This is a genomic window from Acinetobacter sp. YH12043 (assembly GCF_013419915.1).
GTDB lineage: Bacteria > Pseudomonadota > Gammaproteobacteria > Pseudomonadales > Moraxellaceae > Acinetobacter.
On sequence record NZ_VOZD01000011.1, the window covers coordinates 58,758 to 82,505 of the forward strand.

The 23,748-nt window shown below is 36.5% G+C and carries 20 protein-coding genes; 17 read left to right on the top strand and 3 right to left on the bottom strand.

The window, feature by feature from the left end:
- The first annotated feature begins 51 nt into the window (after positions 1 to 51).
- The 17 genes from FTU01_RS07225 to FTU01_RS07305 all read left to right on the top strand — a co-directional run bounded on the left by FTU01_RS07225 (position 52) and on the right by FTU01_RS07305 (position 18,888).
- The gene (locus FTU01_RS07225; protein ID WP_180138613.1) at positions 52 to 591 is read left to right on the top strand and encodes a serine O-acetyltransferase; all 540 of its coding nucleotides are present in this window, start codon (positions 52 to 54) and stop codon (positions 589 to 591) included.
- 146 nt (positions 592 to 737) lie between these two features.
- The gene (locus FTU01_RS07230; RefSeq protein ID WP_306670008.1) at positions 738 to 1,346 is read left to right on the top strand and encodes a sugar transferase; all 609 of its coding nucleotides are present in this window, start codon (positions 738 to 740) and stop codon (positions 1,344 to 1,346) included.
- Complete coding sequence (locus tag FTU01_RS07235; protein WP_180138615.1) at positions 1,339 to 1,995, top strand: NeuD/PglB/VioB family sugar acetyltransferase; 657 nt, start codon at positions 1,339 to 1,341, stop codon at positions 1,993 to 1,995. Before FTU01_RS07230 ends, FTU01_RS07235 begins: the two co-directional genes overlap by 8 nt.
- A 23-nt stretch (positions 1,996 to 2,018) precedes the next feature.
- A complete protein-coding gene (locus tag FTU01_RS07240; protein WP_180138616.1) occupies positions 2,019 to 3,191 on the top strand; it encodes a DegT/DnrJ/EryC1/StrS aminotransferase family protein in 1,173 nt (390 codons plus the stop codon).
- 69 nt (positions 3,192 to 3,260) lie between these two features.
- Positions 3,261 to 5,117, top strand: a complete 1,857-nt coding sequence (locus FTU01_RS07245; RefSeq protein WP_180138618.1) for a nucleoside-diphosphate sugar epimerase/dehydratase — start codon at positions 3,261 to 3,263, stop codon at positions 5,115 to 5,117.
- 345 nt (positions 5,118 to 5,462) lie between these two features.
- Positions 5,463 to 6,701 (top strand): flippase, encoded by a 1,239-nt coding sequence (locus FTU01_RS07250; RefSeq protein WP_180138620.1) that lies wholly within the window; start codon positions 5,463 to 5,465, stop codon positions 6,699 to 6,701.
- Complete coding sequence (wecB, locus tag FTU01_RS07255; RefSeq protein WP_180138622.1) at positions 6,698 to 7,837, top strand: non-hydrolyzing UDP-N-acetylglucosamine 2-epimerase; 1,140 nt, start codon at positions 6,698 to 6,700, stop codon at positions 7,835 to 7,837. Before FTU01_RS07250 ends, wecB begins: the two co-directional genes overlap by 4 nt.
- Positions 7,830 to 8,849: a hypothetical protein gene (locus FTU01_RS07260; protein WP_180138624.1), complete on the top strand. Its 1,020-nt coding sequence runs from the start codon at positions 7,830 to 7,832 to the stop codon at positions 8,847 to 8,849. The genes wecB and FTU01_RS07260 overlap by 8 nt, the downstream gene beginning before the upstream one ends.
- Complete coding sequence (locus FTU01_RS07265; protein ID WP_180138626.1) at positions 8,846 to 9,868, top strand: EpsG family protein; 1,023 nt, start codon at positions 8,846 to 8,848, stop codon at positions 9,866 to 9,868. Before FTU01_RS07260 ends, FTU01_RS07265 begins: the two co-directional genes overlap by 4 nt.
- Positions 9,869 to 9,883: 15 nt before the next feature.
- Positions 9,884 to 10,933, top strand: a complete 1,050-nt coding sequence (locus FTU01_RS07270) for a glycosyltransferase family 4 protein (protein WP_180138628.1) — start codon at positions 9,884 to 9,886, stop codon at positions 10,931 to 10,933.
- Between the two features lies 1 nt (position 10,934).
- On the top strand, positions 10,935 to 11,765 hold the full coding sequence (locus FTU01_RS07275) for a glycosyltransferase (RefSeq protein WP_180138630.1): 831 nt from the start codon (positions 10,935 to 10,937) through the stop codon (positions 11,763 to 11,765).
- 17 nt (positions 11,766 to 11,782) lie between these two features.
- The gene (locus FTU01_RS07280) at positions 11,783 to 12,403 is read left to right on the top strand and encodes a sugar transferase (protein WP_180138632.1); all 621 of its coding nucleotides are present in this window, start codon (positions 11,783 to 11,785) and stop codon (positions 12,401 to 12,403) included.
- 24 nt (positions 12,404 to 12,427) lie between these two features.
- Positions 12,428 to 13,303, top strand: a complete 876-nt coding sequence (gene galU, locus FTU01_RS07285; protein WP_180138634.1) for a UTP--glucose-1-phosphate uridylyltransferase GalU — start codon at positions 12,428 to 12,430, stop codon at positions 13,301 to 13,303.
- A 14-nt stretch (positions 13,304 to 13,317) separates the two neighbouring features.
- Positions 13,318 to 14,574, top strand: coding sequence for a nucleotide sugar dehydrogenase (locus FTU01_RS07290; protein ID WP_180138636.1), 1,257 nt, complete (start codon positions 13,318 to 13,320; stop codon positions 14,572 to 14,574).
- Positions 14,574 to 16,247, top strand: coding sequence for a glucose-6-phosphate isomerase (gene pgi, locus FTU01_RS07295; protein WP_180138638.1), 1,674 nt, complete (start codon positions 14,574 to 14,576; stop codon positions 16,245 to 16,247). Before FTU01_RS07290 ends, pgi begins: the two co-directional genes overlap by 1 nt.
- The gene (gene galE, locus FTU01_RS07300; protein WP_180138640.1) at positions 16,240 to 17,253 is read left to right on the top strand and encodes a UDP-glucose 4-epimerase GalE; all 1,014 of its coding nucleotides are present in this window, start codon (positions 16,240 to 16,242) and stop codon (positions 17,251 to 17,253) included. Before pgi ends, galE begins: the two co-directional genes overlap by 8 nt.
- 192 nt (positions 17,254 to 17,445) lie before the next feature.
- Positions 17,446 to 18,888 (top strand): capsule assembly Wzi family protein, encoded by a 1,443-nt coding sequence (locus FTU01_RS07305; protein ID WP_373686377.1) that lies wholly within the window; start codon positions 17,446 to 17,448, stop codon positions 18,886 to 18,888.
- Between the two features lie 51 nt (positions 18,889 to 18,939).
- On the opposite strand, the gene FTU01_RS07310 is transcribed toward FTU01_RS07305, so the two are convergent.
- The 3 genes from FTU01_RS07310 to FTU01_RS07320 all read right to left on the bottom strand — a co-directional run bounded on the left by FTU01_RS07310 (position 18,940) and on the right by FTU01_RS07320 (position 23,732).
- Positions 18,940 to 20,310, bottom strand: a complete 1,371-nt coding sequence (locus FTU01_RS07310) for a phosphomannomutase CpsG (RefSeq protein ID WP_180138642.1) — start codon at positions 20,308 to 20,310, stop codon at positions 18,940 to 18,942.
- Positions 20,311 to 20,562: 252 nt separating this feature from the next.
- Entirely contained in the window at positions 20,563 to 22,197 is a 1,635-nt protein-coding gene (locus FTU01_RS07315) for a Tn7-like element transposition protein TnsE (RefSeq protein WP_180138643.1), read from the bottom strand.
- Positions 22,194 to 23,732: a TnsD family Tn7-like transposition protein gene (locus tag FTU01_RS07320; protein ID WP_180138644.1), complete on the bottom strand. Its 1,539-nt coding sequence runs from the start codon at positions 23,730 to 23,732 to the stop codon at positions 22,194 to 22,196. The genes FTU01_RS07315 and FTU01_RS07320 overlap by 4 nt, the downstream gene beginning before the upstream one ends.
- Between the last annotated feature and the right edge of the window lie 16 nt (positions 23,733 to 23,748).

Consider the following 23,748-nt stretch of genomic DNA (forward strand, 5'->3'; position numbering starts at 1 on the left):
TGCATGGCTAAAATTTTTGCCTGAATTTATATCCGGATCTGAGTTAAACGTATGACTTTGAAATATATTAAAAGTGATTTATATCGTTACACGGGTACAGTGACGGTCAAAGCATTTCTGAAAAATTATTTTTTTAACCGTGGCTTTAATTTTTCGTTTTGGCTGCGTTTAGCCAGTGCAAAATCATTTTGGGCGAAGTTTGCCTATCCTATTTATTATTATAAAAAAAAGCAGTATGGCATTGATATCCATACCACGACTCAAATTGGCTATGGTTTATATATTGGCCATGGTGGACCATTGGTGGTCAATCCGACGACGATTATCGGTAACAATGTGAATCTGTCTCAATTTATCACCATTGGTGCCAATGGAGGACGTCAAGCAGCGGAAATTGGCGATAATGTCTATATTGGACCCAATGTCTGCATTATTGAACATGTCAAAATTGGTGATAATGCAACGATTGGCGCCGGTAGTGTGGTAACCAAGGACATTCCAGAAAATGCAACGGCTGCAGGAAATTATGCCAAGGTCTTGAGTGTGAATAATCCTGGAACTTCAGTGAATCGTCGTTGGACGGATCTATAATTCCGTGCAATAGATGTTAATCGACCAAGTTGTGATGGGTTCAATCAGCAAAACATTTTCTAAATATGTTGTTGTTTGAATCTTATTTATAATCGTGAAATAAAGCTTCTTAGCTAATCTGTTAAATCAACCGAATGAATGAACCCATGTTAAAGCGTGTACTGGATATTGCAATTGCCTCAACTGCGCTGGTGCTATTATCTCCTGTGTATGCTTTGGTGGCTTATAAGGTGAAAAAAAATCTAGGTTCGCCAGTGTTGTTTCGTCAGGTGCGTCCCGGCTTACATGGCAAACCCTTTGAAATGATTAAATTTCGTACCATGAAAGATGCGATGGATGCTCAAGGCAACCCCTTACCCGATAGTGAACGCTTAACGCCATTTGGTAAAATGTTGCGTGCTACAAGTTTGGACGAAATGCCGGAACTTTGGAATGTGATTAAAGGCGATATGAGTATTGTCGGGCCACGACCACTGCTGATGGAATATTTACCTTTATATAATGCAGAACAAGCCAAACGCCATAATGTCCGTCCGGGAATTACCGGGCACGCTCAAGTAAATGGACGCAATGCTATTTCCTGGGAAAAGAAATTTGAACTCGATACTTGGTATGTGGAACACCAATCGTTGTGGCTAGATTTTAAAATCATGCTGAAAACAATTCAGAAGGTGATTGCTAAGGATGATATCAGTGCCGAAGGTGAGGCGACTATGAGCAAATTTACCGGCTCATCGGAGCATAAAAATGACTAAGCTCTATGCGATTTATGGTGTTTCAGGTTGTGGACGCAGTTTAATGCCTGTTGCACGTCAGCAATTGCTCCGTGAACACGACACTTCAGAAATTGTATTTATTGATGATGCACTCAATTCAATGGTCGAAATAAATGGTCATCGTGCCATGAATTACCACGCTTTTTTAGTTGAATCAGCAGCTGAAAAATACGTACAAATTGCGATTGCTAATAGTAAAGTCCGTGAAAAAATTGCCAACCGTTTAGCTGCTGATGATATTAAGCTTTGGTCAATTTCAGCCGATAACGTCATTTTTATGGATGATGCTGAAATTGCTGAAGGTGCAGCACTTAGCCCATTTGTCACCATTACATCCAATATCAAAATCGGCAAATGCTTTCATGCCAATTTATATAGCTATGTCGAGCATGATTGCATCATTGGGGATTTCGTTACTTTTGCACCGAGCGTAAAATGCAACGGCAATATCCATATCGAAGATCATGCTTATATCGGTGCAGGCGCAGTGATTAAACAAGGCTCACCTGAGCAGCCTTTAATTATTGGTCGGGGCGCTATTGTCGGTATGGGTGCAGTGGTGACCAAAAGTGTACCTGCCGGAGTGACCGTTGTTGGTAATCCAGCCTGGATTTTGACAGCAAAATAAATTTTTAAACTAGGAAAATATCCATGTTAAACAGTGCATTTGAACCGTGGCCAAGTTTCACACAAGCTGAAGCGGAGGCGGTCTCAAAAGTTCTTTTATCCAATAAAGTCAACTATTGGACAGGGCAAGAATGCCGTGAATTTGAAAAGGAATTTGCACAGTTTGTGGGAACATCGCATGCGGTTGCTGTCGCAAATGGTACCGTTGCTTTGGATCTTGCTTTGAAAGCCTTAGATAGTGGCGCAGGTGATGATGTTATTGTCACTTCTCGTACCTTCTTAGCTTCTGCCAGTTCTATTGTGACTGCCGGTGCCAATCCGATTTTTGCTGATGTCGAACTTGATTCGCAAAATATTTCACGCCGTACGATTGAAGCGGTGATCACACCGAATACCAAAGCCATCATTTGCGTACATTTGGCGGGTTGGATGTGCGATATGGACCCGATTATGCAGTTGGCTGCAGAAAAAGGTCTATATGTCATTGAAGATTGCGCTCAGGCCCATGGTGCCATGTATAAAGGTCGTTCAGCGGGTTCAATTGGTCATATTGGAGCGTGGTCATTCTGCCAAGATAAAATTATGACCACTGGTGGCGAAGGCGGGATGGTCACTACTAATGATGAAAATTTGTGGAAGAAAATGTGGTCATACAAAGATCACGGTAAAAACTTCGATACGGTCTATAACAAGCAACATCCGCCGGGATTCCGTTGGTTGCATGACCATTTTGGGACCAACTGGCGTATGATGGAAATGCAGGCAGTGATTGGTCGTCTACAACTGAAACAGATGCCAACGTGGACAGCACAGCGGAATGCTAATATGGCACGTATATTAGCCGCTTTTGAACATAGTCCATATTTTACGGTATCTCAGCCATCTTCAGAATATATCCATGCAGCCTATAAATGCTATGTACAAGTTAATGTAGATAGTTTGCCTGAAGGATGGTCACGTGACCGCATCATGGCCGAAATAAATGCACTAGCTGTGCCATGCTTTAGCGGCTCTTGTTCGGAAGTCTATTTAGAACATGCCTTTGATGGTACACCGTGGCGTCCCGCACAACGTTTGGCGAATGCAAAACAATTGGGTGAATCAAGCCTAATGTTCTTGGTACATCCAACACTTTCGGAAGAAAGTATTGTGAAAACAGTACATGCGATTGAAAATGTCATGACTAAAATGAGCTAAAATTCAAAACCCAACGCTTTGGCGTATAATAGCGCCAAAACTTTTTCTCCCTTAGCATCTGAGCCTGACGTGAAAGACCTGATCCGTTACCTAGCTTCATTGCCGCGCCATCAAAAACAAATGGTTTTAGTGGCGATGGATTTGTGCGTCTTGCCGATTATTATGTGGCTGGTATATGCCATTCGTTTGGCTAAGCCTGATGTAGCGGTAATGTCGGGTCTGGATTATTGGTACATATTTGTTGCTATTCTGGGCGTGGCCATTTTTGCCTTACTCGGTATTTACCGTGCCATTGTTCGATCTTTTAATGAAGATTATTTACTACGTATTTCCATTGCGGCCTTTATTCAAATTGTTGCTTTGTATGCCATCAAAAAACTTAATTTAGCCTTTATTCCGATGAGTATTCCACTCATGTATGGCTTTGTGCTGTTTTCATGGATGTGGTGGAGTCGTGCAGTATTGCGCTATGTGACTTTACGAAGTTTTGCTAAAAAACAAAATCGTAAACGGGTGGCAATTTATGGAGCAGGTTTAGCCGGTCAACAAATTGCGGCCGCACTTTATCGTTCAGACAATTATCTGCCGGTATTTTTTATTGACGATAAAAAGTCTTTACAAGGTCAGTCACTCAGTGGTTTACGCATTTATGCACCGCAAAAAGCGTTAAAACAAATAGCCAAATTCCAAATTGAAGAAATCCTATTGGCAATGCCATCCGTAGGACGCAGCCGAAAAAAACAGCTGATAGAATCCTTTGAGCAAGCTCAAGTGAAAATCATGGAATTGCCCGGTGTCACACAATTGGTCGATGGTCAGGTGAGTGTTTCAGATATTCAAGAAGTAGATATTATTGATTTGCTTGGACGTGATCCTGTACCGCCTAAGCCTGAATTATTACAAAAAAATATTCAAGATAAAGTGGTGCTGGTCACTGGGGCAGGGGGGTCCATCGGATCAGAGCTGTGCCGTCAAATAGTGAAACATCAGCCAAAACTCTTAATCTTATTTGAGATGACGGAGTTTGCTCTGTACTGCATCGATCGAGAATTACAAAATTCAGGCATTCAAGTCATTCCAGTCCTAGGAACTGTCACCAATCAGCAAAAATTAGAACGTATTATTCAGCAATACCAAGTGCAAACGGTGTATCACGCCGCAGCCTATAAACATGTACCTTTAGTTGAGGCTAATCCTTTTGAAGGGGTTTATAATACCTCGATTGGTACGGCTCGTAGTGTCGATGCAGCAGTTAATCAAGGCGTAGAAACTTTTGTATTAATTTCGACCGATAAAGCCGTACGCCCGACTAATGTCATGGGTGCTTCAAAACGTATGGCAGAACTATATTGCCAAGGTTTGGCATCGACAAATCCTAAAACTCAAATCAGTATTGTTCGTTTTGGTAATGTATTAGGTTCATCTGGTTCTGTCGTTCCTTTGTTTAAAAAACAGATTGCGAAAGGTGGACCTGTTACAGTGACACACCCCGAGGTCACACGTTACTTCATGACGATTCCTGAAGCTGCACAGTTGGTGATTCAGGCTGGTGCGATGGGCACTGGTGGTGATGTGTTTTTATTGGATATGGGTGAGCCGGTTAAAATTGTCGATTTGGCGCAACAAATGATTCGTTTGAGTGGTTTTAAACCGATAGATGAAAATGGTGTTGGTGATATCAAAATCGAATTTACTGGATTGCGAACTGGCGAGAAATTGTATGAAGAGTTGTTGATTGATGCGGAAGGCGTGGAAAAAACTGGGCATGAACGGATTTTGAGGTCGTATGAGAAATACTTTGAATATTTAGATATTTATCAAATTTTTACAAAACTTGAGCAGTATCAGTATATTAATGATTTGGATGAACTGTTTACGATATTAAAACAATATGTGGATGGTTATACATCAAATGGTAATAAATAAAGGGTGATTATATTAAATTCAATTTAAATTCATGATCTAAATGGTATAATTAAGGATAACAATATAAATGCTATACCTTAATGCGTTGAATTTCAAAATTTAGGATATTTATGAAGATTTTAGTGACAGGTGGAGCTGGTTTGACTAGATTTGTCGTTGATAGCTTTATTTTTTTACAAAACCAAATCAATTTTTGTTTAAAACTACCAACTACTTAAATACGTAAGGTGAAGGGTTATTATTAGGAATAACCCATAATTAAAAATTGAATAGATTATTTATAGAGTCCAAGTTAATTTGTCAAAAAATATATGTTAGATATATTTATTCTGTTGTTGAAGAATTATGAATATAGCTGAAAAAAAAAGGTTTCTTGAGAATTTTCTTTCCTTGACAACCTTACAGGGCTTAAATTATATTTTGCCTTTATTAACTCTGCCTTATTTGGTAAGAGTTCTGGGTGCAGAGAAGTTTGGTTTGATTGCGTTTGCAACGGCTGTAGTCGGCTACTTTATAGTACTTACTGATTATGGGTTTAATTTTTCGGCCACACGTGAAGTTGCCAATCATAAGAATGATAAAAAGAAATTAGTCGAAATCTTTAGTTGTGTCATGACTATTAAGATCTTACTCCTTTTCATTTCTTTCATTATTTTATTGTTGATAATTCTATGTTTTGAAAAAATTGGAAATGATGCTCTAGTGTATATTTTAACTTTTGGTACAGTACTAGGTCAGGTTTTGTTCCCGGTTTGGTTTTTTCAGGGCATAGAACGTATGAAATATATTACAATTATTAATATTATTTCGAAAACAATTTTCACTATTGCAATATTTCTATTAGTCAAACATACATCTGATTATTTGCTTGTACCCTTATTGACCTCAGTCGGAATTATTATTGCATCTTTGATTTCTTTATATATTGTATTTTTTAGTTTCAAGGTTAAATTCAAAATTCAAAGAATATCCACCATAAAACAGTATTTATATGGTGGTTCACATCTTTTTTATACTTCTGTAATGAGTAATTTACTTACCTCATCAGGCATAATTATATTGTCTCTCGTTACAAATAACACAGTAGTCGGTTATTTTTCTGCTTTAGAAAAACTGTTTCGTGCAATCGTAGGATTGTTCACACCATTGACTCAGGCTTTATATCCGATTAGTTGTAACAAAGTACAAGACAAAAAACTGGCTAAGCCATATATCGCAAAACTTTTGTATTTTATAGGTGGTACAGCATTGTGTGTTGCTGTTTTTTTTGCAATATTTTCTGAATACGTAGTCACTACAATGTATGGGGTGGATTTTAGTGCATATAGTTATATTTTAGCAACAATGATGATATGGCTATTTTTTGGTGTAATTAACAATATTATTGGTATCCAATATTTATCTGCAAGTAAAAATGATAAATATTATATGTGTTCTTTTTTTATAGCAGGCATTATTGCGGTTTTGCTTAATAGTGCATTAGTACCCTATTTTTTAATTAATGGCATTCTTTTTTCAATGATTTTTGGAGAAATTTTGCTTACAGTTTGTATGATCTATTTTATCTCAAGGTTTAAAGTATGAAGAAGATATTAATTGTTTTTGGTACACGACCAGAAGCTATTAAAATGGCACCTTTAGTAAAAGCATTTAAAAATAATAATCATTTTGATACTCGGGTTTGTGTTACCGCCCAACATCGACAAATGTTAGATCAAGTCTTGGAAATTTTTGAGATTGTGCCTGAATATGATCTTAACATCATGAAAGCTGGACAAGATTTATATGATATTACAGCCAATGTTTTAGGAGGTTTACGAGATGTATTAGCAGATTTTAAGCCAGATATAGTATTTGTGCACGGAGATACATCTACTACATTTTCGGCTAGCCTTGCTGCATATTATGCAAAAGTGAAAGTAGGTCATATTGAAGCGGGTTTAAGAACTTACAACATTTATTCACCTTGGCCAGAAGAAGGTAATCGGCAGTTGACAGGTGTATTGGCAAACTATCACTTTGCGCCTACAGTTCAAAGTCAGAATAATTTGTTAAAAGAAGGAAAGAAAAATAATGATATTTTTGTGACGGGGAATACGGTCATCGATGCGTTGCTGTATGTAGTACATAAAATTGAAAGTCAACCTGAACTTAGAGAAAAAATAAAAAATAGAATAAGTGCTCAATATCCATTGACTTATAATAGACGGATTATATTGGTGACAGGGCATAGACGAGAAAACTTTGGGCAAGGCTTCATCAATATTTGTGAAGGATTAAGGCAGATTGCAATCAATAACCCAGATATTGATATTGTTTATCCGGTTCATTTAAATCCTAATGTTCAAGAACCAGTAAATGAAATACTATGTAATATTGAAAATATATACTTGATCGATCCATTGCAGTATGAAGATTTCATTTATTTAATGAGTCAGTCATATTTTATTATTACAGATAGCGGAGGTATTCAAGAGGAAGCTCCTTCGTTGGGGAAACCTGTACTTGTCATGCGTGATACGACTGAAAGACCAGAAGCTGTTGCTGCAGGTACAGTAAAGTTAGTAGGTTGTGATAAAGTAACTTTAGTAAAAGAAGCTGAAAAGTTACTACATAATCAAAATGAATATGAAATTATGTCTCGTGCGCATAATCCCTATGGGGATGGTAAGGCTTGTTTAAAAATTGTTGATATTTTAGAGACTCTTAGTAATGAGTAATAGTGTTTTATTTTTTCTTCCAGACGGTTCTGTGAATGATGCTACAGAATACTATATTGATATACTACAAAATGCTTTTGAAATAAGTGGGTATAATGTTTATAAGTCAAGTAAAATTAGAGATTTGAAGCGATACGATAACATTTTAACTATAGAAGCTAAGTGGTTTTTTTTCGTAAAAATTATAAACCCTAAGGCTATAGCTTTTAATTGGTTTCAGGGGGTTGTCGCTGAAGAAGCTTATATGACTACAAAATCGTTGTGGAGAAAGACTTTATGGAAGTTTTTTGAAAAATTTACGCTTAGTCGATCTAAAGTAAATATTTACGTATCTTTGAAAATGAAAGATTACTTTGATACAACGTATAATATTAAAAGTGAAAATTACTTTATAATGCCTTGTTTTAATAAAGAAATACAATTAGGTTTAATAAATGATGAAAGTAAATATTTGCAACCTAATTTTGTATACGCAGGCAGTCTTGCTAAATGGCAATGTATAGAAGATATGCTTGCTTTATATTCTTTTTTGGAGAAGAATATAAAAAATTCTAAAATTACATTGTTAACAAAAGAAAGAGAGTTTGCATTGGAGTTGTTGCGTAAATTTAATATTAAAAATTATGATATTAAGTATGTTTCTTTGCAAGATTTAGACTTTGAGTTAGCCAAACATAAATATGGATTTTTGTTACGTTCCGATCATATTGTTAATAATGTATCTACCCCTACAAAGATGAACTCTTATTTGTCAGTAGGATTGATACCAATATACTCAGATGTTGTTTCTGATTATAAGTTATATTTCAACGAATATAATTTTTTTATAAAACATAATATAGATGAAAGTCCTGAAATTTTACTAAGTAAAATTTTAAAAATCGAAAATTCATCGCATGTTGCTTTATCATTAAAATCAGATATTAATCAAGTTTTTGAAAAGTATTATAATAGAGAGTCTTATGTTTTTAAATTATCAAAAATTTTGTTAATGATTAAAGAAAATTCATGAAAAATAATATTTTCATCGTCCGTCGTGATTTTATACCTTACTGGGTAGTTGCTAGTCTTTTTGCTTTGATAGTGGCATTTCGTGGTGGCACAAGAGATACAGATGTATATGCTTATATTTTTAACACGATTAACAATTATAGTTTGGGGATTAAATCTTTCTATGACTCTACTGGCGTAGAAGTTGGTTATGGTTATTTAGCAAAAATTTTCTTTAATCTTGGTTTTTCTTTTACAATATTCTCGTTATTTATTTCTTTTGTTACTTTCCTTTTTATAAAGAAGGCATCAGATAATTTTAAGGCAAATTCTTTTTTAGTCTTACTCTGTTATATACCAGTATTTTTTGCAAATCACCAACTAATGCAAATTAGGCAGGGGCTGGCTGTTGCTGCTGTATTTTTTTCTTTGTCTTTGTTGCTGGCTAATAAGAGTAAATTAAAAGGACTATTTTTTTTCTTGTTTGGAGCTTTTTTTCATAATGTAGTTGTTTTAATTTATCTATTTAATTTATCTTTAGTGCGGAAAATATTAACTATAAAAAAGATTAAATTTTCAATCAAGATTTTGTTGCTAGTTGTTGCTGTGTTTGTAGTTTGTAGATTATTTAGTTCTTTGGGATTGATTTTTCTAACCGATAGAATTTCTAATTATTCAAATACTTCTTATTCTGAAGAGCGATCAATTTTACATCCAGTAAATTTAAGATCGGTTATTCTATTGTTGATATTTGTTTTTTTTAGACCTAAAAATAATAAAATATTTGATTATTTAACAATTATATATTCAATTGGGGTAGGTTTAAGATTTGGTTTTTATGATTTTTTAATCTTAAGTGGTAGAGTATCAACGTTATTTACTTATGCTGAGATATTTTTAATACCATTGATTTTAAAAGAAAAATTTAATAAATTTATGGTGATGATACTTGTTTTTATCTATTTTTTGCTCAGTTTATATATAAATTTGGTGATACAAGTTCCATTTGTTTTAGATGATTATTTTAAGCCAATTTTTTAAAAAGAGTATATAGATTTGAAGAAAATTATTTATTTGGTTCCTGAAATTTATAATTGTGGCCCACTAAATGTCGTTTTAAACATTTTGAGATTTTTAAATTTAGATATTTTTGATCCCTATATTGTGGCATTGAGAAGATCATCTCATAATCAAGATTATTTGAAAGAATTTATTGATATTGTTGGTATGGAAAAAATATATTATTTAGATGGAGGTAATTCACCATTAGATGATTTATTGAAAATTGTATTAGATAGAAAAATTGATTGTATTCATTCTCATGGTTTTTATCCTGATAAATTAGCTTCTAAAATTTCAGGTTTAAAAAAAATTTCGACAGTGCACTGTATGTTTTACAAAGACTACCCTAAAGAATATGGAGCTATTAAGGGGCTTATAGGGGCTTATATGCATTTTAGTATTTTGAAAAAAAGTAAAATTAATCATATTGTAGGGTGTTCTAATGCGGTGTCAAATTACTGTAAGCATCATTTAAAGGATTTAAATATTACAACTATTAATAATGGGGTTGATCAAAATGTTTTCTATAAGTTAGATGAAATGTCTAGATTGAAGTTAAAAGAAAAATACAACATCTCAAATAAGAGAGTTTTTGTTTACAGTGGTAGATTCATACGTAGAAAAAAGGTTCCGGAATTAATTCAAATTTTCATTGAGAATTCAACAGAAAGAGATGTGTTGTTACTTTTAGGAGATGGTCCTGAAAAAGAATTATGTGAAAGAAAATACACCCAAGAAAATATTCAATTTTTAGGGCAGGTTTCTAATCCAGAAAAATTCTATCAAGTGAGCGATTTTATAATTTCTAATTCGGATTCAGAGGGATATCCAATGAGTATAATTGAAGCGGTATCTTGTGGATGTTATGCATTGCTATCAGATATTCCTCCACATAGGGAATTTATAGAGAAAAACCTTGAGTCGTCTAACTTAATTAATTCTAGTAATTTTTCATTAGTAACAAGGCAAACAGCCAATTTTAATACTGTAAAATTATCAGCTAAGATGATGTCCGAACAATATATGAGCTTATATTTAGATTAACATGAATTTTACCGTACTTATGTCTCTATACTTCAAAGAAACTCCAGAATTCTTTGATAATGCAATGACAAGCATTTGGTGTGATCAAAAAAATAAACCTAATGAAATTATTCTTGTTTTAGATGGGCCTTTAGGACAAGAGTTACAATATTGTGTAAATTCTTGGCAAAAAAGATTATTTTCTATTTTGAGAGTTTTTCCATTAAAGAATAATGTCGGCTTAGGTAAAGCATTGAATTTTGGTCTTGAACACTGCTCCAATGAGTGGGTTTTTCGAATGGATACAGATGATATTTGCACTCCTGATCGATTCCAAAAACAAGTTGAATTCATTAGTAATAATCCTGATATTGTTGTATTTGGAGGTCAAATTCTTGAGTTTGAGCAAACTATAAATGATGCTAAGGTTCTGAAGGCAGTACCTACTAAACACGAAGAAATTAAACAATTTGCTCAAAGTAGATGTCCGTTTAATCATATGACAGTTGCTTATAAAAAAGATATCATTCTTCAGCTAGGGGGGTACAAACATCATTTATTTATGGAAGATTATAATTTATGGTTAAGAGTATTAGGCGCTAGTTACCAAGTTGGAAATCTGTCTGAAGTGATTTTGCATGCACGTGTTGGTAATGGTATGCATGCTCGTCGAAAAGGTCTCGAATACATCAAGAGTGAACATCAATTACTAAATTTAAAAAAAGAGCTTAAGCTGCAAAATCCAATTCATGCTAATATGCTGTTCTTAGTAAGATCAGTCTTCAGACTAGTGCCTAGCTCAGTCCTAGGTAAATTTTATAATACTTTTCTACGAAAAAAAGTTCATAAATAAGAGTGGTAATTTAAGTAATGAAACGCTTAGTTGATGTTGTCATCTCACTAATAGCCTTAATCCTTTTATCACCAATTTTTTGCTTGGTTGCTTTTAAGGTTCGTAAAAATTTAGGATCTCCAATTTTTTTCTTGCAAGAACGCCCAGGTAAAGACGGCAAACTTTTTAAAATGATTAAGTTTCGCTCCATGAAAGATGCTGTAGATAAAGAAGGTAATCCATTGCCAGATGACCAGCGTATTACACCATTTGGTCAAAAACTTCGTTCAACTAGTTTGGATGAAATGCCACAACTCATAAATGTCTTAAAAGGTGATATGAGTATTGTAGGTCCTAGACCCATGCTTAAAGACTTTGTCGCATTATACTCACCAGAGCAGGCTCGACGTTTAGAAGTTAAACCCGGTATGACTGGTCTAGCACAGGTCAGTGGTCGAAATGAACTTGACTATGAAGAACGTTTTAAATGTGATGTTTGGTATGTAGATAACCATAATACTTTTGTTGACTTTAAAATCATGTTTAAAACAGTTGGTGTGATGACCAAACGAGAAGGTATTAATGCACCGGGTCATGTTGGACCGTCTTTATTTCAAGGCAATGATCCTGAAAAAATTAAAGATGAAATCAAGTCGTAAATTTTTGTTAGTGAACTATTTGTAATGATCAAAAAAGCTATTCTCCCAGTCGCAGGCCTCGGTACTCGATTTCTCCCTGCAAGTAAATCTATTCCTAAAGAAATGGTTACGGTTGTGGACCGTCCTGCTATTGAGTATGTGATACGTGAAGCCGTCGCAGCAGGTATCGAGCAAATTATTCTGGTGACACATAGTTCAAAAGCATCAATTGAAAACTATTTCGATCGCAACTTTGAACTTGAAACAACGTTAGAACATAAAAAGAAATTTGATTTACTCAAAGAAATTACAGAAATTCTGCCTCCACATGTCAGTGTGATTAGCGTGCGTCAGCCGCAGCCACTCGGTTTAGGTCATGCGGTGCTGTGTGCAAAAGCAGTTGTGGGTGAAGATGATTTTGCGGTATTGCTACCCGATGTGTTGGTTAAAGATGTTGAAGCAGAGAATGATCTCAGTTTGATGATCCAACGCTTTAACGAGACTCAAGCCTCGCAAATTATGGTGGAAGCTGTACCTGATCATTTGGTGGATCAATACGGTATTGTTGATGTTGCAACAACGCCTGCGGAAGGGCATAGTATTCAAATGCAAGGTATTGTGGAGAAACCGGCTGTTGGCACAGCGCCTTCAAATTTATCTGTTGTTGGGCGTTATATTCTTCCTGCTCAAATTATGACATTGCTTGAAAAAACACCGAAAGGTGCGGGCAACGAAATTCAATTAACTGATGCAATTGCGATGTTACAGCAAACAGATATGGTTGAAGCTTATCGTATGAAAGGCCAAACTTTTGATTGCGGCAGTAAACTTGGTTATTTAAAGGCGGTACTACACTATGGTATCGATCATCCAAAATTGGGTGACGCATTTAAGGATTTAATACAAGAACTCAAATTATAAATAAAGGTAAATTGATGAAAGTTGCAGTCTTTGGACAAACTCTTTATGCAGGTGTGTTGGCAGCATTGTTGGCAGAGTGTGGGCATCAAATATTTTGGTGCAATGTCCTAAAAAAAGCAGTATCTGAACAGTCTTATACACAAGATGATGCAGTGAAACATTTACTTGATAAGCAACAAGAAAAGGGTTTTTTAACTTACTGCAATTTTGATCAAATTCCATTCGACATAGATGCTTATTTTTTCAGTTTTCTACCAACAGAAGAATCTCAGGGCATTGAAATTTTAAAACAATTAAAATTGCGCCCAATCATCCATCCGAAACTGATGATCAATGCTTCTACCTTGGGGCTACACGGTACGGATAAATTTCAAGGTCATTTGCCTCATGATCAGTGGGTTTATTTACCGGATATGATCCAAGAAGGTAATGCACTATCTAGCATGACTCAGGCAGAACCGCTCATTGTGGGTTGCGGGGATGAGAAGACTCAAATCAAAATTAAAGAATTGTTACGACCATTATTCCCACGAGAAAATCAATATCTGTTCATGCCTGTATTAGATGCTGAGTTTACAAAACTCAGTATTTCTGGCATGTTGGCAACGCGAATTAGTTATATTAATGACCTTGCCGTTGTTGCAGAAAAGCTTGGCATTGATATCGAACATGTTCGTCAAGGGATGGCTGCAGATAGTCGAATTGGAGCATCGTATTTGTCGCCTGGTGCGGGTTTTGGAGGGGAAAATTTTTCCCATGATATTCAGACTTTAACGCATACCGTATTGGGTAGCGGTGCCAATAGCCAATTGTTGGCACAAGTCTGGGATATTAACGAACAGCAAAAAGAAATCTTGTTCCGCAAGTTGTGGAATTACTATCAAGGCAACTTAGCAGGAAAAACGGTTGCGATTTGGGGTGCTGCCTTTAAGGAAAATACGGGTCGTATTCAACAATCGCCGATTCATGCGATGTTAAAAGCGCTGTGGGCGCAGGGTGTGATTATAAAATTACATGATCCTCAAGCCTTGCCTGAAATCGAAAAAGAATATGGACAGCGTACAGATCTAATCTATTGCAAGGACCAGTACGAAGCGACTCAAGATGCACATGCATTGTGCCTACTGACAGGGTGGAAGCAATATTGGAGCCCAGATTATCCTGCATTGCTTAAAACCATGCAGCATCCACTAATTTTGGATGGTCGAAATATTTACGATCCTGCCTATGTCAAATCACAAGGCTTTGCTTATATGGGAGTAGGACGCTAATGGCTGCGCCAATTTATCCCTATCCTATTGAAAACTTAGATACTGTAATTTCAGGTTTGAATGAGTTAAAAGTAGAGTTTAATTTAAAGCATTTAACACAACTATTTGCTGAAGATCCGCAACGATTTGATCGATTAAGCGTGTCTTTAGCGCCAATTTTATTTGATTTTAGTAAGCATCGTATTAATCAAAAAGTATTGCAGCACTTAGTGCAGTGGGCAGATGCGCAAAATTTAAAACCGTGGATTCAACGATTATTTTCATCTGAATGTATTAATTATACTGAACAACGTGCAGCCATGCATTGGGCATTACGTTTACCGAAAGATACTCAGCAGCATGCAGATGTTGCAGCGTTGGTACATACTCAACTTGAACATATGTATGCCTTGGTGGATAAAATTCATGCAGGACAGTATCGTGGTGCCACAGGTGAAGTTATACAAAATGTGGTGAATATTGGGGTGGGTGGTTCAGATTTAGGCCCACTGATGGTCAGCCATGCCTTATCCGACTTTAAAAAAACCACTGAAAAGTCCTTAAATATTCACTTTGTCTCAACCATTGATGGGACTCAGCTTTCAGATTTGCTGCATCAGTTACGTCCAGAAACGACACTATTTATTATTTCATCTAAGTCTTTTGGCACGATTGATACTTTATCCAATGCACAAACAGTTCGTATTTGGTTAGAAAAGGCTTTAGGGCAAGAACCTCAAATTTTGAAACATCATTTCATTGGCGTATCCACCAAGCCTGAAAAAATGACTGCTTGGGGCATTGCTGCTGAAAACCAATTCTTATTGTGGGATTGGGTTGGTGGTCGTTATTCATTGTGGTCTTGTATTGGTTTGCCCATTGCTCTCACCATTGGTGTAGACGGGTTTAAGCAATTTTTAGCGGGTGCACATACTATTGATCAGCATTTTCAAAATGCGCCTTTTGAAAAAAATATTCCTGTGCTGATGGGCTTGTTAGGGGCTTGGAACAATAATTTCTTAGATATACAGACCCATGCAGTCTTACCTTATGATGGTCGTTTAAAGTATTTTGCTGCCTATTTGCAACAGCTTGAAATGGAGTCGAATGGTAAATCTACCCAACGTAATGATCAAAAGGTGCAATGGGATACCTGTCCGATTATTTGGGGTGAAGTTGGGCCGAATGCGCAACACGCCTTCTATCAGTTGTTACATCAAGGTACACAATCTGTCAGTAGTGATTTTATCGCACCTATACAACGCTATAACGCACAGCAGTTTACCTATGTGGACAATGCAGAGTCCTTAATCGAACAACATCATTTGGCACTCTCAAACTGTTTGGCACAGTCTCGGCTATTGGCTTTTGGTAATCAAGCTTTAGATCCAGCAGAAGTAGCCTCTTTAGAAAGTTATAAGCAATACGCAGGTAATCAGCCAAGTACAACCATACTGCTAAAAGAACTTAATCCATATAGTCTAGGTATGTTGATTGCGATGTATGAACATAAAGTCTTTGTTCAGTCTGTACTATGGAATATCAATCCCTTCGATCAATGGGGTGTAGAAAAAGGCAAAGAAATTGCCAATCAGCTACTGCCTATTTTGAATGGTGAACAGAGTGATTTATCCAGTCTAGATGCGTCGACACAAGGGCTCATCAATATTTTAATGGGAAAGGAACATGTCTAAAGTATTAGTGACAGGTGGTGCAGGTTTTATTGGTTCGCACACCTGTCTAGAGCTTTTAAATGCTAGCCATGAGGTGGTTGTACTCGATAACTTATCGAATAGTTCAGCAGAATCTTTAAAGCGTGTGCAAGCGTTAACCTCTAAAACATTGGACTTCATTGAAGGTGATATTTTAGATCAACAGATTTTAGATCAGATTTTTAACAGCCATAACATTGATGCTGTTATTCATTTTGCTGGTCTAAAAGCAGTGGGTGAAAGCCAAGAATTTCCACTGAAGTACTTTGAAAATAATATTTCAGGTTCGATTAGCTTGGTTAAGGCGATGGAGCGAGCAAAAGTCTTTAATTTGGTCTTCAGCTCATCTGCGACTGTTTATGATGAAGCCAATGTTTCACCCTTAAATGAAACGATGCCAACAGGTATGCCAAGCAATAATTATGGTTATACCAAGTTGATTGTCGAGCAGTTATTAGAAAAGATGGCAGTATCAGATACGCGTTGGTCCATTGCTTTATTACGTTATTTTAATCCAGTTGGTGCCCATAAAAGCGGTCAAATTGGTGAGGATCCGCAAGGGATTCCAAATAATTTAATGCCTTATGTCACCCAGGTTGCGGTAGGGCGACGTGAAAAACTGTCTATTTTTGGCAATGATTACGAGACTATAGATGGCACAGGCGTTCGTGATTATATTCATGTCGTAGATTTAGCCAACGCACATTTATGTGCCTTAAATAATCGGCTAAATGCGCAGGGCTGCCGTGCATGGAATATTGGTACTGGGAATGGTTGTTCTGTACTTGAAATTGCCACGACATTCGAAAAAGTGAATGGTATTCAAATTCCTTTTGAATTTGCACCACGTCGTGCTGGAGATGTTGCGACATCATTTGCCGATAATACCCGTGCTGTTGAAGAGCTGGGCTGGAAACCTCATTTTGGTTTATCGGATATGCTGTTAGATAGCTGGAACTGGCAAAAGAAAAACCCAGATGGTTTTTAAAACATCGACAGATAAACTTTAAATATAGAGGTATAACGTGAGCGAAAAAGATGAGATGACGGATACTGATTCTCTTTTTCACTTATAGATTCCTCTCGTGTATCAATTCTGCAAATATTGATATACATATGCTTTAAAAATGAAAAATATCGTTATGATATTCGACAAAATAGCTAGGATTTTAAAATGTCGATGAAAGATAAATATTTAGAATTAATGTCTTTGGCTGTTTTGTCAGCTTTTTCATTACCTGCCATGGCGCAAGGGATTGTCTTAAATAGTGAAGATTTACGTACAGATCTAAATTGGCTGAATCAACAGGGCGTGATTCAAATTAGTACATCAACTTGGCCATTGAGTAGCGAAGAAATACAACGGGCTTTATCGAATGCTCAAATTGAAAATTCAGTTCAACGAAAAGTAATCGATCAGGTTCGTAGTCATCTAGAAACAGAAAATGCACCTGTTAAACTCGCATTATTTGCCGAAACTGATCCACAAAATATCCCACAAAAATTTGCGGATGAGCAAAAATCGCAATATCAAGCAGCGCTTGAGTTAAATGCTGGTGGTGCACAATGGGATGCACGACTGCGTGTGAATGCAGAAAAAGACCCAATTATTAATCATGGGCAAGATGTGAATGTCGAAGGTTCCTATATTGCAGGAAAACTGTGGAATCAGTGGTTGATTGCTGGTCAAATTCCAACTTATTGGGGACCTGGACATGAGGGTAGCTTAATCCGAGGTGATGCGAGTCGCCCTGTATATGGTTTTACCATGCAAAGAGCAGATCAAAAAGCCTTTGAAAATAAATGGTTATCTTGGATTGGGCCTTGGCAATATCAAGCTTTTGGTGGGCAGTTAGATGATTATGCTGCAATTCCTGACGCAAAACTATTAGGTCTCCGACTTACTGCTCAGCCTTTGCCTTATTTAGAATTAGGCGCTTCTCGGATTCTTCAATGGGGCGGAGAAGGGCGTTCAGAGAGTTGGGACACACTATGGAATGCCATTAAAGGCAATGATAACTTTTATGATGGTGATTTAGATAAGTCGAATCAAATCGCTGGATTAGATGCGCGTTTAAATTTACAGCAATGGTTTAGTGTGCCGCTCAGCCTATATGGTCAATATGTCGGAGAGGACGAGGCAGGACTATTGCCTGCAAAAAAAATGTATTTGGCGGGTATGGATTATTCTTCTCAATTCAATAATATGCCATACCAAGTTTATGCCGAATGGGCAGATACTCGAACCAATGGTGATACACAGGGTATTTCATATAACCACTATATTTATCAAGATGGTTATTATCAACACGGCTTCCCTTTAGGGCATGCCATGGGGGGGGACGGTCAAATGTATAGCATCGGTGGGGATATTCGTTTTGATGCAATAAATCGTCTAAATGGACGTGCTTTTGTTGCTAAGGTTAATCAGTCAAATCAAAGTATTAACCATGCTTTTCTGGTAAATGATGAGCTGAAAGGAATTGATTTAACATGGACGCATCAACTACGCCGCGATATACCATTAAAATTGAGTGGTTGGATTGCAGATTCAGATCGTAATGGCAAAGATAGTGGTGTTTCAGTCGGCTTGGAGTTGCCTTTGGATCGATCTTTGTTCTGATCTAAAGCAAATTGATAAAATGCCGAATAAGATATTATTCGGCATTTTTTATTATCCCAGAATAATTCGGCTAAGTTCATCTACATAGTTTTGCATCGGCATAGCATTTTGATCTGCACGGCTTTCAATATTAAGACGCAATAATGGCTCGGTATTGGATGCACGGACATTGAAGCGCCAAGCCCCAAAATCTAAACTCACACCATCTGTATAATCAATTACTGGATTTTGATTGGCGTAATGATCAAAGATCTTTTGAATGGTAGCTTGGGTATCAGCGACTTTAAAGTTAATTTCACCCGAACAAGGAAATTTGGCAATCATCTCTTCGACCAGGGAAGATAGTGATTTTCCAGTTTCAGATAAAACCGCGATGGTAAGCAACCATGGAATCATGCCACTATCACAATAAGCAAAGTCACGGAAATAGTGATGAGCGCTCATTTCACCGCCATAGGCTGCATTATGTTCACGCATGACATCCTTGATAAAAGCATGTCCTGATTTAGATTGAATAGCTGTTCCTTGATATTGTTCGACAACATCAAAAGTATTCCAGACCAGACGTGGATCATGCACGATTTTTTCGCCAGCTTGTTTTAGCAAGAAAGCCTGTGCCAGTAGACCGACAATATAATAGCCTTCAATAAACTGGCCTTTTTCATCAAACAGGAAGCAACGATCAAAGTCCCCATCCCAAGCAACGCCCATGTCAGCTGAATGTTTAATCACAGCATCACGTGTACTGGCACGATTTTCAATCAGAATCGGGTTAGGAATACCATTTGGAAAATTACCATCCGCCTCATGATGAATCTTAATAAATTCGACTGGAATATTGAGTTCTTTAAATTTAATCTCAATTGCATCAATCACGTGACCCGCTGCACCATTACCTGAATTCACCACCAGCTTCATTGGTCGGATTTTTGCTGGATCAATATAACTCATCAGGTGATCGACAAATTCAGGCAGGATATTATATTTTTTTGTCGTACCCTTGCTTGTAACTTCAGCGAATTCATTATTTTCAGCCAGTGCCTGAATGTCTTTAAGGCCGGTATCTGCGCTAATCGGACGGGCATTTTCACGGACCAGTTTCATTCCATTATAATCCATCGGGTTATGACTGGCAGTAATTTCAATGCCGCCCTGAACATCCAGATGAAATGCACCAAAGTAAACTTCTTCAGTGCCGGTCATGCCCAGATCAAGGACGTCGACACCTGCATCATTTAAACCACGAATGGTCGCTTGTTTTAGGTCTTCGCTGCTCAGGCGAATATCACAGCCGACGACAATAGTTTTAGGCTGATAGATTTGTCCATAAGCACGCCCCACTTTGTATGCAATGTCTTCATTGAGTTCTGTACCAAGCTTGCCACGAATATCGTAGGCTTTAAAACAGGTGAGTTTTGTCATTTAAATTCTCGAAATCATTCCTGAACAGTGGAGAAAAATATCATTATAGATCGAAAATAGCTCCTGTCAGTGAAGTTGCTATTTAACTTTATGATCTCCTGTACGAATGTTAAAACTAATGAGTTTAGGGAGCTGAAGTTAAAGAAGCTTTTTCAATTTAACGTTGAGCACTCTTTCATCAAAGATTTTCTTATATTCATCAGAGTTATATAGCGGTGTAAATTGACTAGCATTCATTTTCACCACCCCAATTTACAGCAATTGTACCTTTTGTAAAATTCGTTCAGCCCAATCGGCGTAATAATTTACCTCTTCAACCTGTTGCTTTTTTGAAGGATGATTAATTGTCGTAAAGGCAGTAATACCTCTTATTTCAGAGAGAAATTTTTTAGGCCAACTGAGTGATTGAGAAAGTATGGAGTTGTTTAATTTGTTCAAATCTGTCCCGATTAATAATTTAGTGTTTTTTTCATATCGGAGTAATAATGTAGATATGTTCTTTTTACCATCTGAGTTATCAATTTCACATAGATAAAATTTTTCATTATCTTTTGTATGTTTAGTCGTCTTTTTATATACATAATAGACATAAAAATATCGTGATTGCGTGCTATTGGAAAACTTGTGCCCTCTGTAAGGCTTATATTGGTTAAAAGGAGCATTCCTAATTTCTTGAACTTCGTATCCTTTTTTCTTAATTTGATCCAGAAGTTTAATTAAATCTTGATGAGTGACACTTTCTAATGGAATTTCTGATTCTGTTGTGCATCCTGGCAGCGTACCTTCTATATCTCCTTCGCCACCAGCGAATCCTTCTTCTTGATTTGGATTTTTATCCATTTGCTTTTGTCTTTTTCGGACTGTACTTTCAGTAGGGGGGGCCTCTAATGAAATTTTTAAGTCTTCTATTGTATAAATTTCTCCAGGTAGGTTTCTTAGCTTAACCAACGGTTGATCGATATCTGCATCCGCATTTTGATCAAGTTTCTTTATGGGCGGATTCGTTGGTTTTGTTTTTTTTGAATTTTGATCTTCAGCATTTTTGACCTGCTGTATTATTTTTTTTGATGTGAAATGAAAGTGAATAGGGCGGTTGATAGTTGTATCAAGATTTCTGAAAGAAAAGATACGTTCAATTCTGTAAATGCCTTTTTCTTTATCAAAAATTCCACCCACTGTTAAATCTATATTTTTGATATCAGGAGCTTCCATGTCAAAATTAAAACTTTTAGCGCCTTTTTGATCCAGAATTGTTTTCTGATAAATACTAAGGAAAGCCTTATTTAAGTCGGGTTGTAATAAAATTAAAGCGAGTTTTTTTAAAAAATGAGGATCAGAGATATCTGCTTTCATAATTTTTTTGTTTTTTGCGATAGCGATATGAATAGCTTTGTCATCATCCATATCAACTAAAATATCTGTTGAATAGTTTTCCGCAAAAAGTGCTGCACGTAAAAGATAAGGATGTGAAAAGAATAGATCCCGAGCAAGAATAAGTTTCGGTATTTGAATAATAATATTTTTATTTAATACTTTTGAGTAGTAATCAAACTCAAAACAGATCCGACCTCGATGCATTTTTGGAAGCTCATCCTCAGATAGAGTGATAGTTTTGAATGCTGTGAAATTTATACTTTCAAGTTGATGAGAAAATAATTTCTTTGGCTTGGATTTAGATTTGATATTTGGCTCTGGATTCACAATTGGAGCCTGGTAGTCAAACATAAGAATACTCTCAATTGGCAATTCAAGCTGAATATGACGTTTAATATTCGGATTAGACAAGTGAGTATTAATATCGAATCGAGTTTGGCCACGTCGACTAATTTCTGTTGCAACGTAATAAATCAAATTCTTCGGTAAATCGTCGATTAGGCAATCGCTCATTGTTTTATTTCTCTCTCAATATGATTAAAAAACCTACGAGCTTCTGGCGTTAATCGCTGCTCACTTAATCCTGATTCACGTAAAAAAACACTCTGTGGATAGTATTTATTCTCAGTTTGTTGACGAATATATGTTCGAGTTAGACGACGTATTTGATAACAATCCACTGACTCAGCGTAAAGCTCCAAAAATGCTTTGGTCAACGGCAGAAAGTGCCAGTTTTTTTCAATTAGACTGACATGCCCGAGTTGCTTAATTAAAAATTTTTTAGTCCATTGCGGGGAATTTAGATCATCTAATAATTCATCACGAATCTTGATTAATTGTTTTGTAAATTGGCGATCTCGAGCTCTCCAGTCAATACGTTGTTTGAGAGGGGAAGGTGGAGAAATGACAGCGGTTTGATTGATTTTTAATAGCCAATTTTTATGATTTCGGTATAGGCGAGCATACAATGCTGCATCATATTGACGTGCCTGTTTAACAGAATTTTTTTGAATTAATATTGTCCATTGTTTTTGATCCTCAGATAACGTTCGATCTACTTTATTGTTGACACATACTGGTGCAGCCTCTTCCTCTAGATTCATTGACGCTAGGTCAATATATTGCTTATATGTTTCAATCGGATTTTGCTCTGGAATAAGAGCTCTTAATACGATGAGATGCTCAAGATAAGAAAATGCTTTACGATGTTTTCTACAGATATTCTTGAGCCAGCAGTTCTCAGAGCTCAAATCACCTAATTGATAATATTGAAGAAAACTTTCGCCCCAGTAATCTACAACAAGCTGACGGACTTTTTCGTAATTGATATTTTTGCGATTTAATAGTAAATCTCTATCTTTTAAGAGAAGGAAATAAGTATCTGATAAAATAGAAAAATTTTTTATAGTAGTCGATGTTGAATGAGCGAGTAGCTCTTCGATCAGTCCTGCAAGTTCGATATGATGATTTACGTCTTGAGGATTGAGTACAAGCTGTGAAGACTCTTTCAGTGCATTCAAATGGGCAAAATAGAATTTTCGGTCTATCCCATTACAAAAGATAGAACTCACAGAAAGAGATTGCTGATGTCTTGTACAATATTCGTATCCAGTAATCTGCCAGCTGCGTTTCCAATAAACTTCACCATATTGCTGCATCTGTTCTTGCCAGCAATGAGGACAGAATCGGAAAAAACTCACAGATTTGATCCGCGATGCATTTTTTCCCAATTTGGTATGCAGGGATTGATACTGCTCACCTCGCAATGCCTGCATGGCATAAGTCATCACTATATCAGGTTGAAATGGTTGATAAATTGGTAAAAGAGTATGTTGGTTGATTAAAATAGGTGCATTATAGTGATCTGGTAAATAACTGGCTAACCTATCTAGATGAGAGGGTAAATCGTAAGTTGGTGTCAAGTTCCTGTTGTTGAATAATTCTTCCGTGAGATATTTTGGACTCAGAATCCCATTGTGAACGGCATAGCGTGCAATCACACTGTAAATCAACTCATCCGGATAAGGTGCTGGAAAATTCGAAATCATGATACCTTACTCTCCA

Bases quoted from the DNA above. Each gene is read 5' to 3' on its own strand.
- FTU01_RS07225 (WP_180138613.1), top strand. From the start codon at position 52: ATGACTTTGAAATATATTAAAAGTGATTTATATCGTTACACGGGTACA.
- FTU01_RS07230 (WP_306670008.1), top strand. From the start codon at position 738: ATGTTAAAGCGTGTACTGGATATTGCAATTGCCTCAACTGCGCTGGTG.
- FTU01_RS07235 (WP_180138615.1), top strand. From the start codon at position 1,339: ATGACTAAGCTCTATGCGATTTATGGTGTTTCAGGTTGTGGACGCAGT.
- FTU01_RS07240 (WP_180138616.1), top strand. From the start codon at position 2,019: ATGTTAAACAGTGCATTTGAACCGTGGCCAAGTTTCACACAAGCTGAA.
- FTU01_RS07250 (WP_180138620.1), top strand. From the start codon at position 5,463: ATGAATATAGCTGAAAAAAAAAGGTTTCTTGAGAATTTTCTTTCCTTG.
- wecB (WP_180138622.1), top strand. From the start codon at position 6,698: ATGAAGAAGATATTAATTGTTTTTGGTACACGACCAGAAGCTATTAAA.
- FTU01_RS07260 (WP_180138624.1), top strand. From the start codon at position 7,830: ATGAGTAATAGTGTTTTATTTTTTCTTCCAGACGGTTCTGTGAATGAT.
- FTU01_RS07265 (WP_180138626.1), top strand. From the start codon at position 8,846: ATGAAAAATAATATTTTCATCGTCCGTCGTGATTTTATACCTTACTGG.
- FTU01_RS07275 (WP_180138630.1), top strand. From the start codon at position 10,935: ATGAATTTTACCGTACTTATGTCTCTATACTTCAAAGAAACTCCAGAA.
- FTU01_RS07280 (WP_180138632.1), top strand. From the start codon at position 11,783: ATGAAACGCTTAGTTGATGTTGTCATCTCACTAATAGCCTTAATCCTT.
- galU (WP_180138634.1), top strand. From the start codon at position 12,428: ATGATCAAAAAAGCTATTCTCCCAGTCGCAGGCCTCGGTACTCGATTT.
- FTU01_RS07290 (WP_180138636.1), top strand. From the start codon at position 13,318: ATGAAAGTTGCAGTCTTTGGACAAACTCTTTATGCAGGTGTGTTGGCA.
- pgi (WP_180138638.1), top strand. From the start codon at position 14,574: ATGGCTGCGCCAATTTATCCCTATCCTATTGAAAACTTAGATACTGTA.
- galE (WP_180138640.1), top strand. From the start codon at position 16,240: ATGTCTAAAGTATTAGTGACAGGTGGTGCAGGTTTTATTGGTTCGCAC.
- FTU01_RS07305 (WP_373686377.1), top strand. From the start codon at position 17,446: ATGAAAGATAAATATTTAGAATTAATGTCTTTGGCTGTTTTGTCAGCT.
- FTU01_RS07310 (WP_180138642.1), bottom strand. From the start codon at position 20,310: ATGACAAAACTCACCTGTTTTAAAGCCTACGATATTCGTGGCAAGCTT.
- FTU01_RS07315 (WP_180138643.1), bottom strand. From the start codon at position 22,197: ATGAGCGATTGCCTAATCGACGATTTACCGAAGAATTTGATTTATTAC.
- FTU01_RS07320 (WP_180138644.1), bottom strand. From the start codon at position 23,732: ATGATTTCGAATTTTCCAGCACCTTATCCGGATGAGTTGATTTACAGT.